Here is a 26,138-nt window from a genome sequence, read left to right on the forward strand (position 1 = left end):
ACCTGGGTAGGAATGCCGGGTAGGAATGTGGTTCGCACTATCCGCGCAGAACCGCGCCTACGGCATCGGCCGCCGCCGTGACCGCGGAATCGCGGGCCGCGCTGGCCTCGTCCTCGGTGAGGGTGCGGTCGCTCGCGCGGAAGCGCAGGGCGTAGGTGAGGGACTTGCGGCCCTCGCCCGCCTGGGCGCCCTCGTAGACGTCGAACAGTGCGATGTCCTCGAGCAGGTCGCCCGCACCGGTGCGCAGCGCCGATTCGACCTGGGCCGCGCCCACGGACTTCTCGACACTCACCGACACGTCCTGCAGGACCGCGGGGAAGGCGGAAACCACAGGGGCGGGACGGGATTCGCGCAGCGGCAGCGCGTCCAGATCCAGTTCCAGCGCACAGGTGCGCGGCGGCAGACCGCTGCGCTCGAGGACAGCCGGATGCAGTTCGCCGGCATGACCCACCACCGTGCCGTCGACCAGCAGTTCCGCGCAGCGGCCCGGATGGAACGGCAGGTAGGCGGCGGCGCGGCGCTCGATCGTTACTCCGGCGGCATCGGCCACGGCATCGGCGAGCGCGAACGCGTCGGCCGCCTCGGCGACCCGGCCGGGCCCCCACGGGCCACGCGGTTCACGCCGGCCGGTCAGGACCGCCGCGACATGTACAGGCTGGGCGGGCAGCGACTCGATCAGCTCGCGAATCTGCTCGTCGGTGGGACGGCGGTCGACCGGCAGTTCGGCCACGGCGCGGGTGTCCGGACCGGGCAGGACGACCTGGGCGATGCCGTAGATCGACAGATCGCGCTCACCCCGGGAGATATTGCGGGCGGCGACCTCGAGCAGGGCGGGCAACAGCGTGGTCGCCAGTTCCGCCTTCTCCACATCGAGCGGATTCAGCACGCGCATGGTGTCGCGGCGGGGATCGTCGGCGTCCAGCCCCCAGGTGTCGAAGACCCCGGCGGTCATGAAGATCGGCGCGGGCACCTCCACACATCCGGAGAAGGCGAGCGCACGGCTGACGGCCCGGCGGCGGCGCTGCACGGCGGTGAGGCCGCGCCCGGCCGGAGCGGTCGGCAGCACCGACGGAATCTGCTCCAGCCCCTCGAGCCGCAGCACCTCCTCCACCAGATCGGCGGGCTGGGCGAGATCGGGCCGCCAGCTCGGCGGGGTCACGACCAGCTGGCCGTGGCCGGTCTCGCTGACACTCACCTCGACCGCGCAGCCGATCTGCGCGAGCCGGCGCGCCGAGGTGCCGGTCGGATACACCACGCCCGCGGTACGGTCGGCCAGATCGATATCCATCCGGATCGGCTTCATGGCAGGCACCGGGAGCCGCACGTCGGTCAGTGCGGATTCCACTGTGCCACCGGCGATTTGGGCCAGCAGAGTGGCGGCGCGGTCGAGCGCGGCGACGTTGATCTCCGGATCGACGACGCGCTCGTAGCGTTTACCCGCCTCGGAGACCAGCTTGTGCCGGCGCGCGGTGCGGTAGACCGCCAGCGGATTCCAGGTCGCCGCCTCCAGCAGGATGTCGGTGGTGGCGCCGCCGACCTCGGTGCTCGCGCCGCCCATGATGCCGGCCAGCGAGATCACGCCCGAATCGTCGGTGATGACGACATCTTCGGCGTTGAGCACGCGCTCGACCTCGTCGAGGGTGCGCAACGTCTCACCGGTGTGCGCGCGCCGGATCACCAGCGGCCCGGTCACTTTCGCCGCGTCGAAGGCGTGCAGCGGCTGGCCCAGTTCGAGCATGACGTAGTTGGTGACGTCCACCGCGGGCGAGATCGGCCGCACACCCGCCAGCAGCAGCCGCCGCTGCAACCACCACGGGCTCACCGCGTTCGGATCGACGCCGGTGACCTTGCGCACCGCGAACCGGGTGCAGCCGGATCCCGGTTCGATGGTCACCGAATACGCGTCGGCCTCGTCGTCGGGCAGCGTGCGCACCGCGGGATCGGCGTAGTCGAGGTCGAAACCGCAGGCGAGTTCGCGCGCCAAGCCACGCACCGAGAAGCAGTAGCCACGGTCCGGAGTGATGTTGAGTTCGATCACCGTGTCGTCGAGGCCCAGCAGTTCGTTGGCGTCGGCGCCCGGTTCGGCGGTGCCAGGCTCCAGCACCAGAATGCCCGAATGGTCCTTGCCGATACCGAGTTCGGCGACCGAGCAGATCATGCCGTTGGAGATGTGGCCGTAGGTCTTGCGCGAACTGATGGCGAATCCGCCCGGCAGCACACCGCCCGGCAGGACCACCACGACGAGGTCACCGACCGCGAAATTGCGGGCGCCGCAGACGATCTCCTGCAGTTCCGGCTTGCCGATATCGACCTTGCAGAAGCGGATCGGCTTCTTGAACTCGGTCAGCTCGGTGATCTCGGCGACTCGGCCGACCACCAGCGGGTGCTCGATATCGCCGGTGACCGGCGCGAGGGTGTCGAGTTCCTCGACCTCGAGGCCCACGCGGACGAAACCGGCGTCGAGCTCCTCGGGGGTCAGCGACCAGCCGGGGGTGGTCCGCTGCAGGGTTTCCGTCAGCCAGGACTGCGCTACTCGCACGTGACGTTTCGCTTCCTCGTATGAAGGTTCTCGGGTGGTGGATGTGGGCCGGTCTCAGGCGCGAATACCGAAGGGCAACGTGAAGCGCACATCGCCCTCGACGATGTCGCGCATATCCGGAATGCCGTTGCGGAACTGCAGGGTGCGTTCGAGTCCCATACCGAAGGCGAATCCGCTGTAGACCTCGGGATCGATACCGCTGGCGATCAGCACCTTCGGGTTGACCATGCCACAGCCGCCCCATTCGACCCAGCCGGCGCCGCCCTTCTTGTCCGGGAACCACACGTCGACCTCGGCGGAGGGCTCGGTGAACGGGAAGTAGTTGGGCCGCATGCGGGTTCGCGTGTCGGGCCCGAACAGCGCCCGCGCGAACGCGTCCAGGGTGCCGCGCAGATGCGCCATGGTCAGGCCCTTGTCCACGGCCAGACCCTCCACCTGGGAGAAGACCGGGGTGTGGGTGGCGTCGAGTTCGTCGGTGCGGAAGGTGCGGCCCGGGCAGACGACGTAGATCGGCAGCTCGCGCGACAGCATCGAGCGCACCTGGACCGGGGAGGTGTGAGTGCGCAGGACCTGGCGGGAGCCTTCCGCGTCCGAGGCGTCAGGGCCGGAGGCGGTAGCGGAGCGTGACCCCGCAGGCCCAGCCTCGGACGCCGATATATACCGCGCCACATGGAAGGTGTCCTGCATGGTGCGGGCCGGGTGGTCGGGCAAGAAGTTCAGCGCGTCGAAGTTGAAGTGCTCGGTCTCGACCTCGGGGCCCTCGGCGACCTCCCAGCCCATGCCGACGAAGACGTCCTCGATCTGCTCGGAGATGACCGTGATCGGATGGCGCGCGCCGACCGCGGCGCGCCGGGCCGGCAGCGTCACGTCGATCGCCTCGGCGACCAGGACGGCGGCGTCGCGTTCGGCGAGCAGCTGGGCACGGCGGGCCTCGAAGGCGTCCGAAACCCGGCCGCGGGCCACGTTCACCCGCTTACCGGCGTCGGCCTTGTCCTGCTTGGGCAGCCCGCCCATCGCCCGCTGAGCCAGGGCGATCGGCGATTTGCCGCCCATATGCTCGGTCTTGGCGGTGGCGAGCGCATCCAGGTCGGCCGCGGCCGCGAACGCCTTCTCCGCGGCGGCGGCAGCAGCGGAGAGAGCCTCTTCGCTGAGCGCCTCCGCCGGCGTCGCTGACTGCTCGGCTGCATCCTTCTCGTCGGCCACGATGGTTCGTCTCTCCCCTGGGCTGGTCGGGTCGTTGTGTCCGGCTGCGTGACGTCGGGTTGTTCCACCTTCGTCAAGCAGTGACAACACATTGTCCAGTAGTGACAACACAACATTGTCGCTGGTCGAATCGTAGGCGATGTCGGCAGCCCGCCTCACACGCATATTTCCGGCGTTCGGATGTCCTGCGTCATCGACCCGAACACCGGCAATCGGGGCATCGGAGGCGGCGATAAGGAAAGGCGGCGATAAGGAAAGGCGCGCCGCCCGAGATCCGGGCGACGCGCCTGGGCGGGACATCCTGCGAGCCGACAGCGACATGGGGCGCACATTCCCGGCGTCCGGCCCCGCCTCGCCGATCGATGCGGACCGGGCCGCCTGATCACCGACGGCGTGCCGGACCCGATGTCATGTGTCGGCCGATACGGTCGGAGCGTCGTCGTGGTCCGAGTCCCGCGCACTCGCCGGCGCCTCGATCGCGACGAGGTGCCGCGGCAACCGCAGCAGAACGATCACGGCCCCGGCCGCCACGATCACCGCGCCGGTCCACACGGCCGGAACCAGCCCGTCGACGAATCCCCGCGGACTCGCATACGACCCGTGGGAGGCGAAGATCGAGGCCAGAATCGCCACACCGATCGCGACGCCCACTTCGCGCACGGTGTTGTTCGTTCCCGAGGCCATGGCCCGATCCTCGGCGGCGGCACTCGCCATGACGACGGTCGCGCTGGGCGCGAAGGTCAAGCCCATGCCGACGCCGCCGAGCACCATGGCGCCGACGAACGAGCCGTAGCCGGCGTCGACCGAGCTCACCGTCGCCATCCAAGCCAGCGCCGCGGCGAGCATCGCCTGCCCGGCCACCAGCAGGGGGCGGGCGCCGATCCGGCCGACGACGAGGCCCGCCAGTGGCGCCACGACCATCGGCGCGGCGGTCCACGGAAGCGTGCGCAGACCGGATTCGAACGGGCTGTAGCCGCGCACCACCTGGAAGTACTGCGAGATCAGGAAGATCGCACCGAAGACGCCGACCGCGAAGGTGAAGCTGGTGATGTTGCTGACCCGGAAGGCACGCGACCGGAACAGTCGCAGCGGCAGCATCGGCGCCGGGGTTCGCATCTCCCAGGCGATGAAGACGGCCAGCAGCGCGGACCCGCCGAGCAGTCCGCTCAGCACCGGCGCGGAGGTCCAGCCGTCGTCGGCGCCGTGCACGACCGCCCACACGACCGCCAGCACCCCGCCCGCCGACAACACCAGTCCGAGCGGGTCGAAACGCCTTGCGCCGCCGAAGGATTCACCGAGCACCCGGGCCGCGAAGGGCAGCACCGCGATGCCGATCGGCACGTTCAGCCAGAAGATCCACTGCCAGCTCAGGCCGCCGACGACAGCGCCGCCGACCACCGGTCCCACCGCGATGCCCAGCCCGGAGATGCCGCCCCAGATGCCGATCGCGGCACTGCGCATCTTCTCCGGCACCGCGTCGGACAGCAGCGTCAGCGACAGCGGCATGACCGCCGCGCCGCCGAACCCCTGAATCGCACGGGCGGCCACCAGCATCCACGGCTCGGTGGCCAGGGCGCAGGCCGCGGACGCGGCGGTGAACAGCGCGATTCCGGCGAGGAATATCCGGCGCCGGCCGAAGCGGTCGCCGAGTGCGGAGGCCGTGAGCAGCAGCGACGCGAAGGACAGCGTATACGCGTTGACGAACCATTGCAGGTCGCTCAGCGAGGCGTTCAATTCGGTGCGGATCACCGGCAGCGCGTTGGTGACGACCAGGTTGTCCAGGGCGACCATGAACATCGGGATGCCGACGGCGGCCAGGACCGCGCCCAGCGGTCGGCGGAGGGAGCCGGACCCGCCGGCACGGGGGATGGTTTCGAGGGTGGAGGTCATCGCAGGTCCTTTGTTGTTATCGACTGATAACTTGACGGCAAAAGAGTATGCATCCGCTGATAACATGTCAACAGGTAGCGACGCCAGGCTCGATTCCCGCCCGCACCGCGCTACCGTGACCGTCGGACGATCGCGAGGAGGACCATGGCGGACTCGACCCGCACGCGGCTGACCGCAGCCGAGCGCAGCGAGCAGGTACTGGCCGCTGCGGTCACCGCATTCGCCGAAACCGGTTACGCCGCAACGAAAACCGATGAGATAGCCCGCCTCGCCGGCGTGTCGCAGCCCTACGTGATTCGGCTGTTCGGCACCAAGGAACGATTGTTCGTCGCCGCGGTCAACCAGTCCTGCGCGCGGATCGAACAGGTCTTTCGCGCGGCGCGCGCCGACGCACCGGCGAACGCGACCCCACAGGAAGCGCTGAAGGCGCTCGGCAAGGGCTACAAGGTCTTTCTCGCCGAACGGGAACTGCTGCTCCTGCTGCTGCACGGCTTCTCCGCCAGCGCCGATCCGGCGATCGGCGACCCCGTCCGCGAGCGTTTCGGGCGCATCTACGACCTGGTCCGCGAACTCACCGGCGCCGGCACCGACGATGCCCGCCAGTTCATTGCCACCGGGATGCTCATCACCGTGATGACGGCCATGCAGGTGATCGGCCCCGGCGCGGTGCCGACCCGCTGGGCCGAGGAAATCAACGCCTGCCTCGAGGAGGACTGACCAGCCTTTTCGCCCGCCGCGCCCGGATGTGATCGAACACACCGGGTGTTCGCCCTTTGCGGAGCGCCCTGACAGGATTATAGTTACTTTCGTTAATCAACTTGTTTGATATCCCCCGAACACCTCTTGATGCGGCGACATCGGCGACCGGCCGACCGCCGCATCGACCGCTTCCGGAAAGAGAACGATGACAATCACCTCTGCGAACGACGCCGCGCGCAGATCCCCAGAATCGGGTGAAACGGCGGCGATGACGCACCGGCAGATCATGGAGGCCCTGTCCGGTCTGCTGCTGGGCATGTTCGTCGCGATCATCTCCTCCACGATCGTGACCAACGCGCTGCCGAAGATCATCGGCACGCTGGGCGGCGGACAGTCCGCCTACACCTGGGTCGTCACCGCCTCCCTGCTCGCGATGACGGCCACCACCCCGCTGTGGGGCAAACTCGCCGACCTGTTCAGTAAGAAGGCACTCGTCCAGATCGCTCTGCTGATCTACGTGGCCGGTTCGGTGGTCGCGGGTCTGTCGCAGAATCCGGGCATGCTGATCGCCTGCCGCGCGGTGCAGGGCATCGGCGCGGGCGGTCTGTCCGCCCTGGCCCAGATCGTGATGGCCGCGATGATCTCCCCGCGCGAACGCGGCCGCTACAGCGGCTATCTGGGCGCGGTATTCGCGGTGGGAACCGTCGGCGGCCCGCTGCTCGGCGGTGTCATCACCGACACCAGCTGGCTGGGCTGGCGCTGGTGCTTCTACGTCGGTGTGCCGTTCGCGGTGGTCGCGCTGATCGTGCTGCAGCGCACGCTGCGTCTGCCCGTCACCCGGCGCGAGGTGAAGGTCGACTGGCTGGGCGCCTTCCTGGTCACCGCGGCGGTGTGCCTGCTGCTGGTGTGGGTCACCTTCGCCGGCGACAAGTACGCGTGGGCGTCCTGGCAGACCCTGGTGATGGTGCTCGGCGCCGTCGTGCTGGCCGTGCTGTTCGTCTTCGTCGAACTGCGGGCCGCCGAACCGATCGTGCCGATGCACCTGTTCGCCAACCGCACCATCAGCCTCGCCTCGGCCGCCTCGCTGTTCATCGGTGTCGCGATGTTCGTGGGCACCGTGTTCTTCAGCCAGTACTTCCAGCTGGCGCGCGGCAAGTCACCCACGATGTCGGGCATTATGACCATCCCGATGATCGGCGGCCTGTTCATCTCCTCCACGGTGTCGGGCCAGATCATCACCCGTACCGGCCGGTGGAAGGCGTGGCTGGTCACCGGTGGCCTGCTGGTGACCGCCGGCCTGGGCCTGCTCGGCACCATCCGCTACGACACCAACTACTGGCTGGTCGCGATCTACATGGCGATGATGGGCCTGGGCATCGGCATGACGATGCAGAACCTGGTGCTGTGCACTCAGAACCAGGTGGCGCCGCACGAACTCGGCGCGACCAGCTCCCTGGTGACGTTCTTCCGCAGCCTCGGCGGCGCGATCGGCGTGTCGGCGCTCGGCGCGGTGATGGCCGAGCGGGTGAAGCACTACATCAGCGACGGTCTGAGCCACCTGAACCCGGCTGCGGCGCAGGCCATGGGCGGCAGCAACCACATCCCGGACATCTCCGCCCTGCCCGGTCCGGTCCGCACGGTCGTCGAGGCCGGCTACGGTCACGGCATCGCCGACGTGTTCCTCATCGCGGCGCCCATCGCGCTCGTCGCCTTCCTGGTGACGCTGTTCATCAAGGAGGTCCCACTGCGGACCACCGGCGCGCTGGAACAGGCCGCCGAGTCGGGGCCGGAACCGGTGCTCTCGGCCCAGATCATGGCCGAGGATGCCTCCGGCCTGATCCCGGAGGAGTTCGTGAGCACCGGGATCATGGTCCACGGCCGCGTCCGGGCCGGTGACGGCACGCCGGTGACGCGTACCGCGCTCACGCTGATCTCCCCCACCGGCCGCCAGATCGGCCGTGCCATCGCCCGCGGCGACGGGCGCTACGCGCTCGACGCCCCGGAACCCGGTTCGTATGTGCTGATCGCCTCGGCCGACGGATTCCAGCCGCAGGCCACGCCGATCACCGTGGGCACGCGACCGCTGGAACACGATGTGCGGCTGAGCGGTATGAGCGGATTGGCCGGCACCGTGCGGGCGGCCGACGACGGCACGCCGGTGGCCGATGCGCTGGTGATCGTCACCGACAGCCGCGGCGACGTACTGGCGGCGGGCGCGTCCGGACCCGAGGGCGACTACGCGCTGACCGAACTGGTTCCCGGACCGGTGACCGTCGCGGTCAACGCCGCCACGTTCCAGCCGGTGGCGTTGCCGGCGGAGGTCGCCGGACAGGGCATCACCCAGCTCGACGTGGTGCTCTCGCGCGGCGCGCAACTGCGCGGTGTCGTACACGGTGCGCACGGGCCGGTGCGCGATGCCCGGGTGACGCTCGTCGACGCGGCGGGTGCGGTGATCGACAGCACTACCACCGACGCCGACGGCAGTTACCTGTTCGACAATCTCGCGGTCGGCGACTACACGGTGGTGGCCTCCGGCTACCCGGCGACCACCTCCACGCTGACCCTGGCCCCGGGCTCCGGTGACAACCACGTGATCGAGCTGGCGCACCCGCGCGACTGATCCACGTGACTGTGGGCGCCGGATCGACTATCCGGCGCCCACAGTCGTATTCAGGGCCCTTCGACATGTCGTACCGGCCTGAAACAATCTGCGTCATGGACTGGGCACCGTGGTTGTCGAGATGGAGCGAGGAATGGATCGGCAGCAACGAGCCCGCCGACCTCGATGCGGAGGTGTTGCGGGACGGTCGGCTCGGCTTCCCTCCGGCCACCGAGGAAGCCGTCGCTGCGGCCGAATCCCGGATCGGGTCGGCGCTGCCGCCCTCGTACCGGAAATTCCTGCTGACCACCGACGGCTGGCGCGAGGCAGGATATTTCGTGTCCCGGCTGCGCGGCACCACCGACGTGGGCTGGCTTCGCGACCTGGAGCCCTACTGGATGGAATGGGACGATCTGGATCCGTTCGACGATGCCTCGGAGTCGGCCGCCGGCAACCGGTTCGTTCGCGGACTACTGATTTCGGCGGAGGCAGACTCCGGAATCCTGTTCCTCGATCCCGGCGACGTCGACGATGCCGGTGAATGGGCAGCATTCAGCCTGTTCTCGTGGCGAGCCGAGCCGCCCACTCGCTTTCCATCCTTCGTCGCCCTCATGGAAAGCCTGTACGCGGAATTCCATGAGATGCGCGCGAGCCGGGGATGAGACATGCGCCGACGATTCCGGATGCCGCGGCCTGACCGGGCGCTATGGGCGGTGGCGCAGCCGGGCGTCGGCGTAGAGGCAGATCGCGGCGGCGGCGGCGAGATTGAGGCTTTCCGCGCGGCCGTGGATGGGGATGCGGATACGGTGGTCGGCGCGCGCCGCGACGGCGGGGTCCAGGCCGTGCGCCTCGTTGCCGAAAAGCCATGCGGTGCCGCCGGATTCGCCCGCGGTACGCAGCAGGTCGTCGGCGTCGTCGAGATCGACTTCACCACGCGCGGTGGTCGCGAGCACGGTGATGTCGTTGTCGCGCAACGCGTTCAGCACGGCGTCGATATCGCGGTCGCGCGCGATCGGGACGTGGAACAGGCTGCCCGCACAGGCGCGCACACATTTGCCGTTGTGCGGATCCACCGAATCACCGGCCAGCACCACACCATCGGCGCCGACCGCGTCGGCCACGCGAATCAAGGTGCCGGCATTGCCCGGGTCGGCGATCTCGACCGGGACGGCGAGCAGGCGGGAACCCGAGGCAACCTCTCCGGGAGCAGGCCCGGACTCCGCGGCCGCCTGCGCACCCAGTGCCTCGCCGCGCGGCGAAACAACCTGTGCCAGTGGCCGATCGACGAGGCGGCAGACCGCGACCAATCCGGGCGGGGTGACCGTCTCACCCAGATGTTCGGCGGCGCGCTCGCTCACCAGCGTGGTACGGACCCCGAGCGCGGCGGCCGTGGCCACCAGTTCGTGGTCGCGTTCGGCGGCGCGATCGGAGTAGAACAGCTCCTCGGCCCGCTCGGTATCCAGCGCCGCGGCCACGGAATTGGCGCCCTCGGCCAGGAAGAGACCGGTCTTGCGGCGGGCAGCGGAGCGGTGCAGTTTGACAGCGGAAACGACCCGCGGATTGCGTTCCGACAGTTCCGGATTCGTCCGGTCGTCGGAGCCGCGCTCCGCGGGTCGTTTCGACGTGTTGGCCAACTGGTCGCAGCTCAGGCGGCCGGAGCGTTGACATCCTCCGGCAGGGCGGCCTTGGCCACCGCCACCAGGCCGGCGAACGCCTCGGCGTCGGAGACGGCGAGCTCGGCGAGGATCTTGCGGTCGACCTCGACACCCGCGGCCTTCAGACCCTGGATGAAGCGGTTGTAGGTGATGTCGTTGAGCCGCGCCGCGGCGTTGATGCGCGCGATCCACAGCTTGCGGAAGTCACCCTTACGCGCCCGCCGGTCCCGGTAGGCGTAGGTGAGCGAGTGCAGCTGCTGTTCCTTGGCCTTGCGGTACAGCCGCGAGCGCTGCCCACGGTAGCCCTTGGAGGCCTCGAGCACGGAACGGCGCTTCTTCTGAGCGTTGACGGCCCTTTTGACGCGTGCCACTGGTCAGTCCTTGTTCGATCGAGGGGCGCGGCGGCGCCCACAGGTTGGGAGAGGGAACGGTGCGCGAGCGCTCAGATACCGAGCAGCTTCTTCACGCGACGGACGTCAGCGGGCGCGACGACCTCCGTGCCGTCCAGACGACGAGTCCGGCGGCTGGACTTGTGCTCGAGCAGGTGGCGACGGTTCGCCTGCTGGCGCAGCAGCTTGCCGCGACCGGACACCTTGAATCGCTTCGAGGTGCCGCTGTGGCTCTTCATCTTCGGCATGGATTCCTCAATCTTGTCTCGTTCCGGCGGCATCGCATCGTGCGATACCGCCGGTGCTGTATCGGTTTACTGCGGGCTGGCCGCTTCGGCTTCCGGCGCGGGCGCCGAACCTGCCGCAGCGTCGCCCCCAGCGGGCGCGGAACTGCCGGGCGCCGAACCACGCTGCGCGGTCTGCTGCGCGGCGGTCTGCGCCTTGACCCGGGTCTTCGCGCCCTTGTGAGGTGCGAGGACCATCGTCATGTTCCGGCCGTCCTGCTTGGCGGAGGTCTCCACGAAGCCGAGGTCGGCGACGTCGGAGGCCAGCCGCTGCAGCAGCCGGAAACCGAGTTCGGGACGCGACTGCTCGCGACCACGGAACATGATGGTGACCTTGACCTTCGACCCGGCCTCGAGGAACCGCATCACGTGTCCCCGCTTGGTCGCGTAGTCGTGGTCATCGATCTTCGGACGGAGCTTCTGCTCCTTGATCACGGTCTGCTGCTGGTTCTTGCGGGACTCGCGCGCCTTCTGCGCGGTCTCGTACTTGAACTTGCCGTAGTCCATGATCTTGCAGACCGGTGGACGCGCGTCCGGTGCGACCTCGACGAGGTCGAGGTCAGCCTCTTGGGCGACGCGTAGTGCATCTTCAACACGCACGATCCCCACCTGCTCACCCCCCGGTCCGATGAGTCGGACCTCGGGTACGCGGATGCGATCGTTGATGCGGGTCTCAGTGCTGATGGGGCCTCCTAGGTCAAGCGGTGTCATCCAACGACCGCGAGCAACAACTGCAACCCCATACCCAACACGAAAGCCCCGTCGCGGTATTTCACCGCCACGGGGCCCGAATGTCGACCGGTCGCCGCGGGCGTCCATCAACAGGACTGCCACCTCGACCTCGCCCCGGACGGATCCGAGCGAGAACCCGCCGCATACGGCGGGCGACCGGACCATCGAACCTGGCGCGCAGGCCGGCCGATGGTGGGAGTCGGGCTCCACTTACAGCCCCGAGCCGGTGCGCTGGATCGGTTCCAGCACGGGACCGGGGCGGTCGTCGTCGACCACTTTAACACCGGAGGCGCCCCTACTCCCAATCGGCCGCCCCCGCAACCCGGCGACGCGAACTCGATGACATGCTACGGATATGAGCGAGCATGCCGGCGACCCGTCGGCCCTGAGTGAGTCCGCGGATCCGGAAACGGTGCGGGAGCTGGCCGATATCCCCGCCGTCGAGGTGATCAGCCGGGCCGCGGTGATGCTGATGAGCTCAGCCGCCGAGAAGCTCGGCCTCGCCGACGAGGACCCCGATTCCAGTCCGCGGCGCGACCTGGACGAGGCCCGGCGCGTGATCACAGCCCTCGCCGGTCTGGTGACGGCTTCGGTCGAGTATCTGGGCCCGCACGCCGGACCCATCCGTGAGGGTCTGCAGTCGCTGCAGCGCGCGTTCCGGGAGTCGTCGGCGCATCCGGATGCGCCGGGCGCGGGACCGGGCGAGAAGTACACCGGGCCGGTTTACTGAGCTGGGGTTCTCCCTGCGAGCCGCCTCCGCGGGTGTCCCGCAGACGCCGAGCGCGACCGCACTTCCCTGGCGTCGGCCCGCGACGCCGCCGCCGAAAATCGTATTGCGGCACACCGGGCGCGGGGGACAACGGGCAGCGCCGGGCGTGGTGGGCGCACGCACCCACCGGCTGATGCCGGCACGTGCGTGCGCCGCGCCGATCACCGCACGGCGATCCCGACAGCAGGGTGGCGACGACGGCATCGACCGGGGGGCGCGAACGGACGTGGCGTTCCCGACAGCAACGACGACAGCACCGCGTCGTGGCAGATGCCGACCAGTACGGCGGCGGCCTTGTCGAAATCAGTCCGCGCGCACCGTGATTCGACGCACAGCCGCTTCGGTTTCGGCGGCGAGCACACCCACCAGTTCGGTGGCCGAAGCGATCGAGGTGATCCGGTCGACTGCCTGGCCCGCCCACACCGGGATGGCGGTGAGGTCGTTGCGGGCGGCGGCGTGACGGTAATCCCGCAAAGCGGCCTCGTCGGTCCGGAGCTCTTCGTCGCGGCCGCGCCAGTGGTCGATGAAGGTGTTGCGCAGGGTACGGGCCGGATATTTCTCCGGCCACGGTGCGCCGCGAGCGATGTCGAGTGTCCAGTTCACCTCGGTATCGGCGCCGGCGGCATCCACCAGGGCCTTGCTCACCTCGGCGGGCACCAGAGCCTCGTGGGTCGCCTGAAAGCGGGTGCCCACCATCGCTCCGGCCGCACCGAGCGCCAGAGCGGCCGCGATCGCACGACCGTCGGCGATGCCACCGGCCGCGAGCACCGGCACCGCACCAGCCAGATCGACGACCGTCGGCACGAACGACAGCGTCCCGATGCCCTGGGCGGCACAGTGGCCACCGGCGTCGCTGCCCTGCGCAACCAGCACGTCCGCGCCGGCGTCCAGCGCCCGCCGCGCCTCGTCGGCATCGGTGACCTGGACGATCAACACCGCACCCGCATCCCGGACAGTGGCCGCGAGCGGCATCGGATCGCCGAACGACAGCACCACGGCAGCCGGGTCGAACGACAGCGCGTGGTCGAGCACGGCTCGGTCGATCGCCCAGCTCAGGAAGCCGACTCCCCATGGCGCGGTGGTGTTCTCGCGCGCCAGTCGCAGTTCGCGCTCGACCCATTCCCGGTCGCCGCGGCCACCACCGACGAGCCCGAGACCGCCGCCCACGGAGACCGCGGCGGCCAGCGCCCCGCCCGCTTCGCCCCCCATGGGCGCGGACACGATGGGGTGGCGGACGGAGAAGATTTCGGTGAATGCGGTCGGGATCGCCATGCCCCGATCGTCGCAGGTGTGCGCAGCGGACACGACGGCGGCGTGCGGACTTGTCGGTCGTTGTCGCGCTCGAGCACTCGCCGCTTTTCGCGGTGACTTACCCCAATGCGGGCACTTTCGCCCGCGCCGCGCGATAGCCGGCTTCTATGATTCGCCGGATGTCTTCATGGGTAGGTTCCAGCGGAAGACGTGACGATACCGGGGTGCAGCATGACCGCCAGAAGAGATCTGGACCGCGAACTCGGCGGGCCGATCTGCACGGGTCGCCGGAGTCGCGGCTGGCCGCGTTGTCGATCTTCGCTCGCTGCGATTCCGATGTCGTCGCCGACGGGGGAATTCGTGCTGGGCGTAGGGACGCACGCCGTGCTGTGCAATCTGGTGACGACCGCGATCCACGCTCGGGCGGTGCGCGATCTGGCCGTCTTCTTCGACACCCTGCGTCCACCCGCCCTGACCACGGTGGCCGGCGCGGTGGCTGCCAGTTCGGTCTCGGCGGAAGAGTCTTCTTCCGGCGCCGGCAGCTCGGCCGCCGCCGCGGAACCGACAGTTGGGATGCCGGCTGAACGAGCCGGGAACTACCGGCGCCGCTGATACCGATCGAAGTCGTTGAGAGACAAAAGCATTCGCCCCATCTGATCGCGCGCACAGGGCTGCGGCACAACTGTCACCCATGCGGAGCGTCGATCGAGGCGCGACGGACCCGCTGGAGAACCGGCAGGTCCGTCGCGCGATGCTCAGCCGACGGCAGCCTTCCGACGCCCGGCCGGCTTCGCAGCCGCCGCCTTGGTCGTCGTCTTGGTGGCTGTCGTCTTCTTCGCCTTGGTCGTCTTCGCCGGTGCGGCCGGCTTGTCGAGAACCTCACGCAGGAACTGGCCGGTATAGCTGTCGGCAACGGCCGCAACGTCTTCCGGGGTGCCCTGTGCGATCACGGTGCCCCCGCCGGAGCCGCCCTCGGGACCCATATCGATCACCCAATCGGAGGTCTTGATGACGTCCAGGTTGTGTTCGATGACGATCACCGTATTGCCCTTGTCGACCAATCCGTTGATCACCGCCAGGAGTTTGCGAATGTCCTCGAAGTGCAGGCCGGTGGTCGGCTCGTCGAGGATGTAGACCGTGCGCCCGGTCGAGCGCTTCTGCAGTTCGGCGGCCAGCTTCACACGCTGCGCCTCACCACCGGACAACGTCGGGGCGCTCTGCCCCAGCCGCACATACCCCAAGCCCACATCGACCAGGGTCTTGAGGTACCGGTGGATGGAGGTGACCGGCTCGAAGAATTCGGCCGCCTCCTCGATCGACATGTCGAGCACCTCGGCGATGGTCTTGCCCTTGTAGTGCACCTCGAGGGTTTCCCGGTTGTACCGGGCGCCGTGACAGACCTCGCAGGGCACGTACACATCCGGCAGGAAGTTCATCTCGATCTTCAACGTGCCGTCACCGGAACACGCCTCGCACCGACCGCCCTTGACATTGAAGGAGAACCGGCCCGGCTGATAGCCGCGCACCTTGGCCTCGGTGGTGGCCGCGAACAGGGTGCGGATCTTGTCGAAGACGCCGGTGTAGGTGGCCGGGTTCGAGCGCGGGGTGCGCCCGATCGGGGACTGGTCGACCTGCACCAGCTTGTCGAGGTGGTCGAGTCCGTTGATCCGGGTGTGCCGGCCGGGCACCTGCCGCGCACCGTTGAGCTTGTTCGCCAGCACGGTCGCCAGAATGTCGTTGACCAGCGTCGACTTCCCGGAACCGGAGACGCCCGTGACAGAGGTCAGCACGCCGAGCGGGAAGGCCACATCGATGCCGCGCAGATTGTGCTCGCTCGCGCCGACCACGGTGAGCTGCTTCTTCTTCGACACCGGCCGGCGTACCAGCGGCACCTCGATCACTTCGCGGCCCGAAAGATAGGCGCCGGTCAGCGAATTCGGATCCTCGAGCAGACCCGGGTACGGGCCGCTGTAGACGACCTGGCCGCCGTGCTCACCGGCCAGCGGGCCGATGTCGACCACCCAATCCGAGGAGTGGATGGTGTCCTCGTCGTGTTCGACCACGATCAGCGTGTTGCCGAGATTGCGCAGCCGCGTGAGGGTTTCGATCAGGCGCCGATTGTCGCGCTGATGCAGGCCGATCGACGGCTCGTCGAGCACGTAGAGCACACCGACCAGTCCCGAACCGATCTGGGTGGCCAGCCGGATTCGCTGCGCTTCACCGCCGGACAGCGTCGCCGCCGCCCGCGACAGCGTCAGATACTCCAGGCCCACGTCGAGCAGGAAGCCCAGCCGGGCCTGAATCTCCTTGAGCACCTGACCGGCGATCGCAGCCTCCCGTTCCCCCAGCTCGAGCGAGTTCAGGAAGCGCGAGCAGTCGCGGATCGAGAGATCACACACCTCGGCGATGGAACGGTGCCCGCCTTCGGCGTTCAGAGTGACGGCCAGGATCTCCGGGCGCAGCCGCGCACCGCTACAGACCGGGCACGGCACATCGCGCATGTACCCGTCGTAGTGCTCCTTCATCTGCTCGGACTCGGTGCTCTCCAGCCGCCGCTGCAGGAACGGCATCACGCCCTCGAAATCGGCGTAGTAGGACCGCTTGCGGCCGTAGCGGTTGGTGTAGGACACGTGCACCTGATCGGAGCTGCCCTCGAGCACCGCCTTACGGGCCTTGAGCGGCAAGGAATTCCACGGCGCGTCCATCGAGAAGCCGATCGCCTCGGACAGCCCGGACAGCAGCCGGTTGAAGTACTCGGCGGTCTGTCCGCGCGACCACGGAGCGATCGCGCCGTCGTTGAGGCTCAGTTCGGGATCGGGCACCACAAGATCCGGATCGACCTCTTTGCGAATGCCGAGACCGGTGCAGTCCGGGCAGGCGCCGTAGGGCGAGTTGAAGGAGAACGAACGCGGTTCCAGGTCCTCGATATCCAGCGGATGACCGTTGGGGCAGGCCAGTTTCTCCGAGAACCGCCGCTCGCGGTCGTGTGCGTGTTCGTCGCGGTCGACGAAGTCCAGGACCACGATGCCGTCGGCCAGCCGCAGCGCCGTCTCGATCGAGTCCGTCAGTCGCTGTTTGGAAGTCGGCTTGACGGCCAGCCGGTCGATCACGACCTCGATGTCGTGCTTCTCCTGCTTCTTCAGCTTCGGCGGCTCGGTGAGCGGATACACCACACCGTCGACCCGCACCCGGGAGTAGCCCTGGGTGTTGAGCTGGTCGAACAGGTCCACGAATTCGCCCTTGCGGGTCCGCACCACCGGGGCCAGCACCTGGAAGCGGGTGCCGGGCTCCATCTCCAGCACCTGATCCACGATCTGCTGCGGGGTCTGCTTGGCGATCAGTTCACCGCAGACCGGGCAGTGCGGGGTTCCGGCGCGGGCGTAGAGCAGGCGCAGATAGTCGTAGACCTCGGTGATGGTGCCGACGGTCGAGCGCGGATTGCGGTTGGTCGACTTCTGGTCGATCGACACCGCCGGAGAGAGTCCCTCGATGAAATCCACATCGGGCTTGTCCATCTGCCCCAGGAACTGGCGGGCGTACGCCGACAGCGATTCGACGTAGCGGCGCTGGCCCTCGGCGAAGATGGTGTCGAAGGCGAGGCTGGATTTACCGGACCCGGACAGTCCGGTGAACACGATGAGGCTGTCGCGTGGCAGATCGAGGTCCACTCCCTTCAGGTTGTGCTCCCGAGCTCCGCGCACGGTCAACAGATCCGCCACCGGCTGTCCCTTCTCGATCGAATTTCGGCGTCCAGAATCTCCCCAGACGCCATGCTAAGCACACCCACCGACAAGTTCGGTCACGACCGCGAGCGGTCCCGGCTCTCACGCCGGTCCGAGCACCACCACGGAGTTGTGCCCGCCCATTCCGAGCGAGGTCTTCACCGTGAATCCGCCCTCGAACGGGGTGGGTCCGTCCAGCAGGCGAGGATGCGCCTCGGCCACGATCGGCGGCGCCACCACGACGCCGCGTTCGTAGCCCAGCGCCGCCGCCGCGATCTCGACGCCGGCCGCCGCACCCATGCAATGTCCGGTCAGCGGTTTGATCGAATAGACCCGCGGACGGTCGTCGAAGATCCGCGCCAGCACGGCCCGTTCGGCCACATCGCACTGCCGGGTACCGGGTCCGTGGGCGTTGTAGTAGCTCACGTCGCCGGGGCGCACCCCGGCCCGGTCCAGGGCCTGGTGCGTACAGTCCAGTATCCGCTCCAGACCGGGGTCGACGGACACGACGTGATAAGCGTCATTGGTCATCGCCCCGCCCAGGATCGCGCAGTACGGCCGCTCCACCTGCCGGGAGACCACGAACGCCACCGACGCCTCGCCGAAGCTGAATCCACGACTGCCCTCCTGGAACGGCCGGCACGACTCCAGCGGATCGGCGTCGATCACGGCCGCACCCATCTGCACGAAGTGGTGGACCATATCGGGGGTCGCCGACAAGTCGGTGGTCACGCAGACCACGTCGTCGGCGAAACCCTGATCCAGCCACATCTGCGCCGTGATCAGCGCGACGTTGGCCGAACTGCAGGCCGCCGAGACGTTCATCGAGGGGCCGTGAAAGCCGAATTCCTGCATCAGCAGCGAGATCGGAGTCGACGGCAGCAGCCGCAGATAGTCGCGGGAGCGGCGGCGGCCGCCGTCGGCCAGGTAGAAGTCCTCCCAGTCCCGGACGTCGCCGAGCACGATCGCGTGGATCACCCCGACCGTGCGGCCCGGACGCCAGCCTCGTTCCGTCGCATCGGCTATCGCCTCGCGCGCGGCCTCCTGAACCGCTCGGGCGTAGCGGCTCGGGCTCAGCGACTCGTCGCCGCCGTCGGGTACCAGGGCGATCCACGCGTATTGATCGCGGTCGGCACCGTAGCCGGGATAGAGCCCGGCCGCCGCCTTACCGGCGCACAGGCCGCGCCACAGCGTTTCCCTGCCCCAGCCGTAACCGCTGACGACGCCGATACCTGCGATCGGCATACGATCTTGATATTCTCGAGTTGACATCGGGGTTGTGTTCGGCATTCGCGCTCCTACACCCGGCCTGGGCAGCTGCCTCCGGCGTAACACCCGGTCCGGTCCCCCGACCGGACCGAACCCGAGCCCGACAGCGTACCCTCCGCCGATACCGTGGGAACGGGCACCTGTCATGATCACTCACAGGCCCGACAAGAACCTGAACTGTGACCGAACCAATACGGTCCGCGCTGTGATCCGCGGTACGTCACCATCAGAATGGTCCCGTGCGCCAATTGACCTGAACAGACCATGATCAGGGGGTTACATGTGGTTGAGGCAGGTGAGAACCGGCCCGAGGCCGTGATGGACGCCGAACAGCTCGCCCAGCGGTACCGCACCCTGGTCGAGCACAGTCCCGACGGCGTGGTCGTGCACGAGGACGGCATCGTCGTGTATGCCAATCCGGCGATCGTACGGCTGCTGGCCGCCCCCGGAGTGGACGAGGTGGTCGGACATCCGCTCACCCAGTTCGTGGCGCATCGCGATGTGCCGGCGATGCTCGAGCGCATCGATCGGCTGCACGAGACCGGCGACGCGTCCGAGACAGCGGAAATGACCCTGATTCGCAGCGACGGCCAGGCGGTCGACGTCGAGACGGTCTCGGTGCTCACCGTCTGGCAGAACCGGCTCGCCTATCAGGTGGTGATCCACGACCTCACCGCTCAGCGCCGCGCCGAGGCCGCACAGCGCCGGGCCGAACACCATTTCACGGCCGTGGTGTCACAACTCGAGGAGGGTGTGGTCGTCATCGACCGCGGGGGCCGGATCGAATCGATCAACCCGGCGGCGCTGCGTATCTTCGGCCACGAAGACGACGATCTGGTCGGCCGCCGCATCGATTCGCTGCCATTGGCGCTGCTCGACGCGAACGCCCAGCCGCTGGCCCCGAGCCATCACCCGGTGGCTCGGACCCTGGCGACCGGGGAAACCATCTCCCGCTACGTGTTCGGCGTAGACCGCCCGGACGGGCAGCGGCGCTGGCTGTCGGGTTCGAGCCGGTTGCTCAACCCCGGCGCGGCCGACTCGCCGGCCGTCTCCTCGTTCAACGACGTCACCGAATTCCGCGCCAGCCGAAGGCAATTGGAGTATCAGGCGACCCATGATCCGCTCACCGGGCTGGCCAACCGATCGCTGGTGCTCTCGCGGCTGGCGACCGCGCTGGGCATCGACGAACAGTCGCCGGTGTCGAACGTGTTGTTCGTCGACCTCGACGGTTTCAAGGCGATCAACGACACCCTGGGCCACGCGATCGGCGATACCGTGCTGCAGATCGTGGCCCAGCGACTACAGCGCGGCCTGCGCACCGACGATGTGGTGGGCCGCATCGGCGGCGACGAATTCCTGGTACTGCTGTCCGGCCGCACCCAGCCGGACGACCTGGACGGCCTGATCACCCGGCTGCGCCAGACCATGGCCGAGCCGATCATCGCCCGCGGCCACCGCATCCACATCGAGGCATCGATCGGCGTCACCGCGCTGCGCCCGGGTGATCCGCGCACTCCCGAGGCGGTGCTGCACGACGCGGATCTGGCGATGTACCGTGCCAAACCGGCGACCTCCGAGAGCAACGCCCTGGGACGGCGGCCGAACAACACTCACGCCTCCTGAAAGATCCGCGATGATCCTCGAACACGCGCTGCTACCCGTCCGGCCCGGTCGCACGGCCGAATTCGAGATGGCATTCGAGCAGGCGCGCCCTCTGACCACCTGCGGCTACGGCGAGTCCGGCGAACCCGAACTAGACTCGACGATTCCGTTCTCTTCGCGTGCGGCCCGCTCGGCCCCTGTGGTGACAAGGAGTTCCGTTTTGCCCGACCGCCTCACTGAGGATCGCCCCGCCACCGATCGCGCCGCCGAACTGGAGCGGGAGCAGAGCTATCTCACCCTGCTGTATCAGCGGCTCGACGGTATGCGGGAGTACGCGCAGCGCCGATTGAAGACGGTGCTGCTCGAGACGGGCGGCACCCCGCAGGCCCGCAGCGAACGCGAGTCGTTCACCCAGCTCTACTCCGAAGACCTCGCCAAATACGACGCCGCCGAGAACGGGCTGTGCTTCGGGCGGATCGATCTGGCCGCGGAGAACACCGGCGAAGAGGGCGCCGAGGGCGAGTACCGCTACATCGGCCGTCTCGGCATCCTCGACGAGGACGACGACTACAACACCCTGCTCCTGGACTGGCGGGCCCCGCTGGCACGCCCGTTCTACCTCGCCACCACCGCCGCCCCCGACGGCGTGACCCGTCGGCGGCACATCCGCTCACGCAATCGCCAGGTAACCGGTATCAGCGACGAATACCTCGATCTGGAGATGGCACGGCGGGCCGGCGCGATCGGCACCGACGACGGCGGCGTCGGCAGTGAGAGCGCCCTGCTCACCGCGTTGAACGCGGCGCGCACCGGCCACATGACCGATATCGTCGAGACCATCCAGAGCGAGCAGGACGCCATCATCCGCTCCGAACACCGCAGCGTGCTGGTGGTCCAGGGCGGTCCGGGTACCGGGAAGACCGCGGTCGCGCTGCATCGTGCGGCGTATCTGCTCTACACCTACCGCCAGCAGCTCGACAAGGCCGGCGTGCTGATCGTCGGCCCCAACTCCACCTTCCTCGACTACATCGGCCAGGTGCTGCCGTCGCTGGGCGAGACCGGCGTCCTGCTGTCCACGATCGGCAATCTGTATCCGGGAGTCGAAGCGACACTGGAGGATTCGCTGCGCGCGGGCGAACTCAAGGGTTCGCTGGACATGATCGATGTGCTGAAGAAGGCGGTGCGCGACCGGCAGGAGGTGCCGCGCGACCCGGTCCGCCTCGACTTCGACGGGTACGAGCTGACGCTGGATCGCAAGATCGCCACCCGTGCCCGCGGCCGGGCGCGCTCCTCGCGCCGCCCGCACAACCTCGCCCGCCCGATCTTCGCCGCCTCGGTGGTCGACGCGCTGACCGACCAGCTGGCACAGATCATCGGCAAGGACCAGTTCGCCGACACCGTCGACGAGGCGGATGCCGCCGCGGGCCGGCGGCCCTCGAGTTCCGGGCGCACTCTGCTGAGCCAGGCCGACCTCACCGAGATTCGCGACGAGATGCGTGCCGACGCCGGCATTCAGCGCGCGATCGCGCAGTTGTGGCCGATCCTGACCCCGCAGCAGGTGCTCGCCGACCTGTGGGCCGAGCCGGAGCGGCTGGCGCATGCCGCGGACCGGCTCAGCGCCGAGGACCGCAAGGAGCTGTTCCGCGCGCTCGCCCCGGAGCGCGGGCCCGCGTTCGCGGCCGCGGACGCGCCGCTGCTCGACGAGCTGGCCGAATTGCTGGGCATCGACGACGCGGAGGAGCGGGAACGCTCGCGGCGGCGGTGGCGCGCGCAGCTGGCCGAGGCGCAGGAGGCGCTCGACATCCTGACCGGTTCGGCGCCGCAGGATCTCGAGGACGATCTGGATCCCGAAATCCTCATGGCCTACGACCTGATCGACGCCGGACAGCTCGCCGAACGCCAGCATGTGCGCAACCGTCAGACGACCGCCGAACGGGCTGCCGGCGATCGCAGCTGGACCTACGGGCACGTGATCATCGACGAGGCGCAGGAACTGTCGGAGATGGCGTGGCGAATGGTGATGCGGCGCATTCCGAATCGCTGGGTGACGGTGGTCGGCGATGTCGCGCAGACCGGAGATCCGGCGGGCGCTTCGTCCTGGCAGCGCATGCTGGAACCCTATGTCGCGCAGCGCTGGAAGCTCACCGAGCTGACGGTCAACTATCGCACGCCCGCCGAGATCATGGCGGTGGCCGCCGATGTGCTGGCGGCGATCGACCCGGAGGCGACCATTCCCCGCTCCGTCCGAGAATCCGGCTCTCCACCGCGGGCCATGCAGGTCGCGGCCGGCGGCTCGCTGGCCGCGGTCACCGAACTCGTCGCCGCCGAGGCCGGCAAGCCCGGAATCACCGCCGTGCTCGCCCCGCATGCGACGGTGAGCGAATTCGCCTCGCTGGCGGGCGATTCCGTGCAGGTGCTGACGGTGGCGGAGGTGAAGGGCCTGGAGTTCGACGCGGTCGTGTTGGTGGAACCGCAGGCCATCCTGGACGAGTCGCCGCGCGGACTCAACGATCTCTACGTGGCACTCACCCGTGCCACACAGCGATTATCGGTGGTTCACACCGGCACGCTGCCCGAGGTCCTCGGCGCACTGCGCTGAGGCCGCGGGCAGCAGGTCGGGCGCACGTCAGCGGACGGTGTGCACGATCAGGACGTCGCTGCGCGACTTGCGCGCGACGTCGGAGGGCACCGAGCCGAGCAGCCGCCCGGTCAGGGTGTTGAGGCCGCGGTTACCGACGACCAGCAGATCGGCGTCCACCTCCTTGACCAGATTCAGCAGCGATTCGACGGGTTCGCCCACGACGGCCCGCTCCACGATGTCGGTCGCACCGGCGGCGACGGCCTTGTCCCGCGCGACCCGCAGGATCTCGTTGGTGGGGGCCGAGCCGCGCACCTGGTAGGCCTCGTCCTTGAGGACATCGGCCGCAGCGGCCACATCACGGTCGTCGGTCGGGTAATACGCGCATGCGACGTACAGGGTGGCGCCCGCGTCGCCGGCCAGCGCGGCAGCCTTCTCGACAGCGACATACGACGAATCCGAGCCATCGGTACCGACGACAATGGACCGGTAGGCGGTCATCTTTCCTCCAAACGTCCAAGTGGGCGGATGCCTGCGCGCAATTCCGGAGCAGAAACCCGCGCGTGGCAACTGCGCTAGACCATAACCGTTGTCGTGCCGGAATCATCGACAATCGCAATACATCACATCGGTGCGCCCTGCGAACCCCGGGCCACATTAGCCGGCCCGATGGCCGTACGACCCGCCTCACCAGCGCGGATCCGGCCACAGGCGCGTCTCGCTGCGATCGTCGTCGCAGTTGCGAACCCGCTTGTGTCCCTGGGATTTTCGTCACAGAAGCGGTATTCACCAATTGCGCCGACCGGTATTGCGCGGATACACGGACGACACCCGGGCGCGATGGTGAGAAGTCACAATTCGCGACGGGAACCGATTCCGGCGCTTACCGGATATGCGTGGTAATAAACGGAATACCGAATGTGGCCGTTTCGCGATCATCCGAGGTGGAATAGCGGTCCTGTGATTGTGGCACCGAGATCGTCGACATGAGCGAAGAAGGCGAACAGCATGAGTGCCGCGCCGCCCAATGCCAGGTCCTTGTTGAAATGAATCATCTCGCCCTGTTTGGCCTGAGCGTCGGATTCCTTCCAGAAGGGATGCATGAGGAATGCGGTCGGGACCAGGAATACGAACAGCAGCAGCGACCCCAGATCGGCCCACACCCCGAGCAGCACGCTCGCGGCCCCGAGCAGCAGCACCACCCCCGAACCCAGCACGGCCTCCTTCGCCATCGGAACACCCTTGCTACGGGCGTAGCCGGTCATCGCATCGGCCTGGGTCAGGTGCCCGATCGCCGAACTCGCGAACAATATGACGAACAGAATGCGCCCGATCAGCACCAGAACACTCATCGCCCACTCCTCTGTCGGCCGGCAGCACCGCCGCCAGGCTAGTAGTACAGCATTCAACTACTTATGTGTTCAGCTATTCCCGGAACCGGTTCGGCCGAAACGAATCAGCGATCCGGCGCCGAGTCCCGCGGTGAGGCGTGGTGTGAGAGTAGCGACGCGCGCGCGTATTCCAGCGGCGCCATTCCGATCTCGCTCGCGAATTCGCGACTGAAATGGGCTTGATCGAAATAGCCGAGTTCCAGGGCCAGCGTCGCCAAATCGTCGATGCGGCCCTGTGCCAGCAGTTGCGCACCGTCTTGAAGCCGGTAACGGCGCAGCACCCACTTCGGCCCCGCTCCGACATAGCGGCGGAACAGGCGTTGCAGGGTGCGGATCGGGATGTCGAAACGGGCGGTGACCTGGTCGACCCGAGTCAGGTCCGGATCGGCTTCCATCGCGGCGATGATCCGCAGCACCAAGAGGTAGTTGTCGTCGGGCGCGCGGCGGCGCGCGGCGCGGGCGAAGTAGGCGTCGACGATGTCGCGGCGTTCGTCGGCGCTGTCGGCCGCCAGCACGCGTTCGGTCAGGCCCGCGGCCTCCGGCAGCACCTCGGTCAGTTCGATCGCCGTATCGCGCAGGGCGCCCACATCGATCCCGGCGAAGGCGCCGAAGCCGCCGGGACGGAACTTCGCGGCGAAGGTCTCGCCCTCCCCCACCAGTTCGCGGACGAACTTGCCGGTGGTCACACCGGTGATGAACCCGCCGGTCCGGGTGGCGGACCGCTCGAAGCTGACGTTGACCGAGGGGAACGGCAGCACCTGCGCCTGATAGGCCGGCCGGCCACGCAGATCCCAGGAGACCGACCAATACCATTCGACGAATTCGGCGGTCCGCGGACCGGCCGGCAAACGGATCAGCCGGCGGTGACGCGCCTGCTCGCGGGGATGCAAAATGCCCTTGGTCACTTCCGGTGGAGGTACCGGAACCGGATGCAGCGCAGCGCCTTTCGCGCGCGCGTCACCGGTCGGCACGGCCCGTCTCCCGGCGCGGACGAGACTGTCGCGTTCTTACAAGATCTTCTCCCCGCGATGGCCGAGAGTTGCCCCTATGAGCAACGACGTCAATCCCATTCCCGAGGGTTATCACTCCATCAACTGTTTCCTGGCCGTACCCGACGGCAACAAGGCCATCGAGTTCTACTCCGCGGTCTTCGGCGCGAAGGTGCTCAGCCGCAACGATCTTCCCGACGGCCAACCGGCGCACGCCGAACTGGCGATCGGCGATTCCACCATCCAGATGGGTATGCCCATCCCCGACCACGGGGTGCGCGCACCCGAATCGGGCTGGGTGCACACCAGCATCGTGCACTACTGCCCCGATGTCGACGCGGTCGTCGCCCGCGCTACCGAACACGGCGCCGCCCGGGTCGAGGAGCCGCAGACATTCGTCACCGGCGACCGCTACGGGCTGGTGATGGATCCGTTCGGACACCGCTGGGTGGTCATGACCCGGGTCGAGGACGTCTCGCGCGAGGAGGGCGAGCGCCGGGTCAACGAGTGGATGGCCACGCAGAGCTGAAGCGGGCCGCGCGGGTGCCCCGGTCCAGCCGGGGCACCGCCGCGTGCA

Annotated in this window: 21 protein-coding genes; 8 read left to right on the forward strand and 13 right to left on the reverse strand. The window is 68.3% G+C overall.

The window, feature by feature from the left end:
• Positions 1 to 37: 37 nt before the first annotated feature.
• The 3 genes from pheT to C5E41_RS18155 all read right to left on the reverse strand — a co-directional run bounded on the left by pheT (position 38) and on the right by C5E41_RS18155 (position 5,632).
• The gene (pheT, locus tag C5E41_RS18145; RefSeq protein ID WP_104376997.1) at positions 38 to 2,539 is read right to left on the reverse strand and encodes a phenylalanine--tRNA ligase subunit beta; all 2,502 of its coding nucleotides are present in this window, start codon (positions 2,537 to 2,539) and stop codon (positions 38 to 40) included.
• Between the two features lie 54 nt (positions 2,540 to 2,593).
• Entirely contained in the window at positions 2,594 to 3,742 is a 1,149-nt protein-coding gene (pheS, locus tag C5E41_RS18150; RefSeq protein WP_104376998.1) for a phenylalanine--tRNA ligase subunit alpha, read from the reverse strand.
• Between the two features lie 408 nt (positions 3,743 to 4,150).
• Complete coding sequence (locus C5E41_RS18155) at positions 4,151 to 5,632, reverse strand: MFS transporter (RefSeq protein ID WP_104376999.1); 1,482 nt, start codon at positions 5,630 to 5,632, stop codon at positions 4,151 to 4,153.
• Positions 5,633 to 5,776: 144 nt separating this feature from the next.
• Here C5E41_RS18155 and C5E41_RS18160 point away from each other — a divergent pair, with 144 nt between their 5' ends.
• The 3 genes from C5E41_RS18160 (at position 5,777) to C5E41_RS18170 (ending at position 9,592) form a co-directional block, all read left to right on the forward strand.
• A complete protein-coding gene (locus C5E41_RS18160) occupies positions 5,777 to 6,349 on the forward strand; it encodes a TetR/AcrR family transcriptional regulator (protein ID WP_104377000.1) in 573 nt (190 codons plus the stop codon).
• A gap of 187 nt (positions 6,350 to 6,536) precedes the next feature.
• Entirely contained in the window at positions 6,537 to 8,951 is a 2,415-nt protein-coding gene (locus C5E41_RS18165; protein WP_219823190.1) for an MFS transporter, read from the forward strand.
• 95 nt (positions 8,952 to 9,046) lie between these two features.
• Complete coding sequence (locus tag C5E41_RS18170) at positions 9,047 to 9,592, forward strand: SMI1/KNR4 family protein (RefSeq protein WP_104377002.1); 546 nt, start codon at positions 9,047 to 9,049, stop codon at positions 9,590 to 9,592.
• Between the two features lie 42 nt (positions 9,593 to 9,634).
• On the opposite strand, the gene C5E41_RS18175 is transcribed toward C5E41_RS18170, so the two are convergent.
• The 4 genes from C5E41_RS18175 to infC form a co-directional block, all read right to left on the reverse strand.
• Positions 9,635 to 10,504 (reverse strand): TrmH family RNA methyltransferase, encoded by an 870-nt coding sequence (locus tag C5E41_RS18175; RefSeq protein ID WP_104377065.1) that lies wholly within the window; start codon positions 10,502 to 10,504, stop codon positions 9,635 to 9,637.
• Positions 10,505 to 10,575: 71 nt separating this feature from the next.
• Positions 10,576 to 10,956: a 50S ribosomal protein L20 gene (gene rplT / locus C5E41_RS18180; protein WP_025348785.1), complete on the reverse strand. Its 381-nt coding sequence runs from the start codon at positions 10,954 to 10,956 to the stop codon at positions 10,576 to 10,578.
• A 71-nt stretch (positions 10,957 to 11,027) separates the two neighbouring features.
• A complete protein-coding gene (rpmI, locus tag C5E41_RS18185) occupies positions 11,028 to 11,222 on the reverse strand; it encodes a 50S ribosomal protein L35 (protein ID WP_030518931.1) in 195 nt (64 codons plus the stop codon).
• Positions 11,223 to 11,288: 66 nt separating this feature from the next.
• On the reverse strand, positions 11,289 to 11,969 hold the full coding sequence (gene infC, locus C5E41_RS18190) for a translation initiation factor IF-3 (protein WP_036500642.1): 681 nt from the start codon (positions 11,967 to 11,969) through the stop codon (positions 11,289 to 11,291).
• Between the two features lie 376 nt (positions 11,970 to 12,345).
• On the opposite strand from infC, the gene C5E41_RS18195 reads away from it, so the two are divergent.
• Entirely contained in the window at positions 12,346 to 12,720 is a 375-nt protein-coding gene (locus C5E41_RS18195) for a DUF1844 domain-containing protein (protein ID WP_030518933.1), read from the forward strand.
• Between the two features lie 342 nt (positions 12,721 to 13,062).
• On the opposite strand, the gene C5E41_RS18200 is transcribed toward C5E41_RS18195, so the two are convergent.
• The gene (locus C5E41_RS18200; RefSeq protein ID WP_104377066.1) at positions 13,063 to 14,031 is read right to left on the reverse strand and encodes an NAD(P)H-dependent flavin oxidoreductase; all 969 of its coding nucleotides are present in this window, start codon (positions 14,029 to 14,031) and stop codon (positions 13,063 to 13,065) included.
• A gap of 315 nt (positions 14,032 to 14,346) precedes the next feature.
• Here C5E41_RS18200 and C5E41_RS18205 point away from each other — a divergent pair, with 315 nt between their 5' ends.
• Complete coding sequence (locus C5E41_RS18205; RefSeq protein ID WP_104377003.1) at positions 14,347 to 14,622, forward strand: hypothetical protein; 276 nt, start codon at positions 14,347 to 14,349, stop codon at positions 14,620 to 14,622.
• A gap of 143 nt (positions 14,623 to 14,765) precedes the next feature.
• On the opposite strand, the gene uvrA is transcribed toward C5E41_RS18205, so the two are convergent.
• Entirely contained in the window at positions 14,766 to 17,729 is a 2,964-nt protein-coding gene (uvrA, locus tag C5E41_RS18210; RefSeq protein ID WP_104377004.1) for an excinuclease ABC subunit UvrA, read from the reverse strand.
• A gap of 105 nt (positions 17,730 to 17,834) precedes the next feature.
• Complete coding sequence (locus C5E41_RS18215; protein WP_104377005.1) at positions 17,835 to 18,977, reverse strand: beta-ketoacyl synthase N-terminal-like domain-containing protein; 1,143 nt, start codon at positions 18,975 to 18,977, stop codon at positions 17,835 to 17,837.
• Positions 18,978 to 19,283: 306 nt separating this feature from the next.
• Here C5E41_RS18215 and C5E41_RS18220 point away from each other — a divergent pair, with 306 nt between their 5' ends.
• The gene (locus tag C5E41_RS18220; RefSeq protein ID WP_308706037.1) at positions 19,284 to 20,624 is read left to right on the forward strand and encodes a diguanylate cyclase domain-containing protein; all 1,341 of its coding nucleotides are present in this window, start codon (positions 19,284 to 19,286) and stop codon (positions 20,622 to 20,624) included.
• 199 nt (positions 20,625 to 20,823) lie between these two features.
• On the forward strand, positions 20,824 to 23,202 hold the full coding sequence (locus C5E41_RS18225; protein ID WP_439956379.1) for a HelD family protein: 2,379 nt from the start codon (positions 20,824 to 20,826) through the stop codon (positions 23,200 to 23,202).
• Between the two features lie 27 nt (positions 23,203 to 23,229).
• Here the strand turns inward: C5E41_RS18225 and C5E41_RS18230 are convergent, their stop codons facing one another.
• The 3 genes from C5E41_RS18230 to C5E41_RS18240 all read right to left on the reverse strand — a co-directional run bounded on the left by C5E41_RS18230 (position 23,230) and on the right by C5E41_RS18240 (position 25,477).
• Positions 23,230 to 23,682 carry a universal stress protein gene (locus tag C5E41_RS18230; protein WP_104377007.1) on the reverse strand — a complete coding sequence of 151 codons (453 nt, stop codon included), beginning with the start codon at positions 23,680 to 23,682 and terminating at the stop codon, positions 23,230 to 23,232.
• Between the two features lie 434 nt (positions 23,683 to 24,116).
• Positions 24,117 to 24,533: a DoxX family protein gene (locus tag C5E41_RS18235; RefSeq protein ID WP_104377008.1), complete on the reverse strand. Its 417-nt coding sequence runs from the start codon at positions 24,531 to 24,533 to the stop codon at positions 24,117 to 24,119.
• Between the two features lie 104 nt (positions 24,534 to 24,637).
• Complete coding sequence (locus tag C5E41_RS18240; RefSeq protein ID WP_258081051.1) at positions 24,638 to 25,477, reverse strand: AraC family transcriptional regulator; 840 nt, start codon at positions 25,475 to 25,477, stop codon at positions 24,638 to 24,640.
• 142 nt (positions 25,478 to 25,619) lie between these two features.
• On the opposite strand from C5E41_RS18240, the gene C5E41_RS18245 reads away from it, so the two are divergent.
• Positions 25,620 to 26,090 (forward strand): VOC family protein, encoded by a 471-nt coding sequence (locus C5E41_RS18245; protein ID WP_104377009.1) that lies wholly within the window; start codon positions 25,620 to 25,622, stop codon positions 26,088 to 26,090.
• The last annotated feature ends 48 nt before the right edge of the window (positions 26,091 to 26,138 follow it).

The sequence above is a fragment of the Nocardia nova genome, assembly GCF_002933465.1.
In the GTDB taxonomy this organism is placed as follows: Bacteria; Actinomycetota; Actinomycetes; order Mycobacteriales; family Mycobacteriaceae; genus Nocardia; species Nocardia nova_B.

Coding starts and splice junctions, on each gene's coding strand:
- C5E41_RS18165 (WP_219823190.1), top strand. CDS start 6,537: ATGACAATCACCTCTGCGAACGACGCCGCGCGCAGATCCCCAGAATCG.
- C5E41_RS18235 (WP_104377008.1), bottom strand. CDS start 24,533: ATGAGTGTTCTGGTGCTGATCGGGCGCATTCTGTTCGTCATATTGTTC.
- C5E41_RS18170 (WP_104377002.1), top strand. CDS start 9,047: ATGGACTGGGCACCGTGGTTGTCGAGATGGAGCGAGGAATGGATCGGC.
- C5E41_RS18205 (WP_104377003.1), top strand. CDS start 14,347: ATGTCGTCGCCGACGGGGGAATTCGTGCTGGGCGTAGGGACGCACGCC.
- infC (WP_036500642.1), bottom strand. CDS start 11,969: ATGACACCGCTTGACCTAGGAGGCCCCATCAGCACTGAGACCCGCATC.
- C5E41_RS18245 (WP_104377009.1), top strand. CDS start 25,620: ATGAGCAACGACGTCAATCCCATTCCCGAGGGTTATCACTCCATCAAC.
- C5E41_RS18230 (WP_104377007.1), bottom strand. CDS start 23,682: ATGACCGCCTACCGGTCCATTGTCGTCGGTACCGATGGCTCGGATTCG.
- C5E41_RS18215 (WP_104377005.1), bottom strand. CDS start 18,977: ATGCCGATCGCAGGTATCGGCGTCGTCAGCGGTTACGGCTGGGGCAGG.
- C5E41_RS18160 (WP_104377000.1), top strand. CDS start 5,777: ATGGCGGACTCGACCCGCACGCGGCTGACCGCAGCCGAGCGCAGCGAG.
- C5E41_RS18195 (WP_030518933.1), top strand. CDS start 12,346: ATGAGCGAGCATGCCGGCGACCCGTCGGCCCTGAGTGAGTCCGCGGAT.
- rpmI (WP_030518931.1), bottom strand. CDS start 11,222: ATGCCGAAGATGAAGAGCCACAGCGGCACCTCGAAGCGATTCAAGGTG.
- C5E41_RS18200 (WP_104377066.1), bottom strand. CDS start 14,031: ATGGCGATCCCGACCGCATTCACCGAAATCTTCTCCGTCCGCCACCCC.
- C5E41_RS18155 (WP_104376999.1), bottom strand. CDS start 5,632: ATGACCTCCACCCTCGAAACCATCCCCCGTGCCGGCGGGTCCGGCTCC.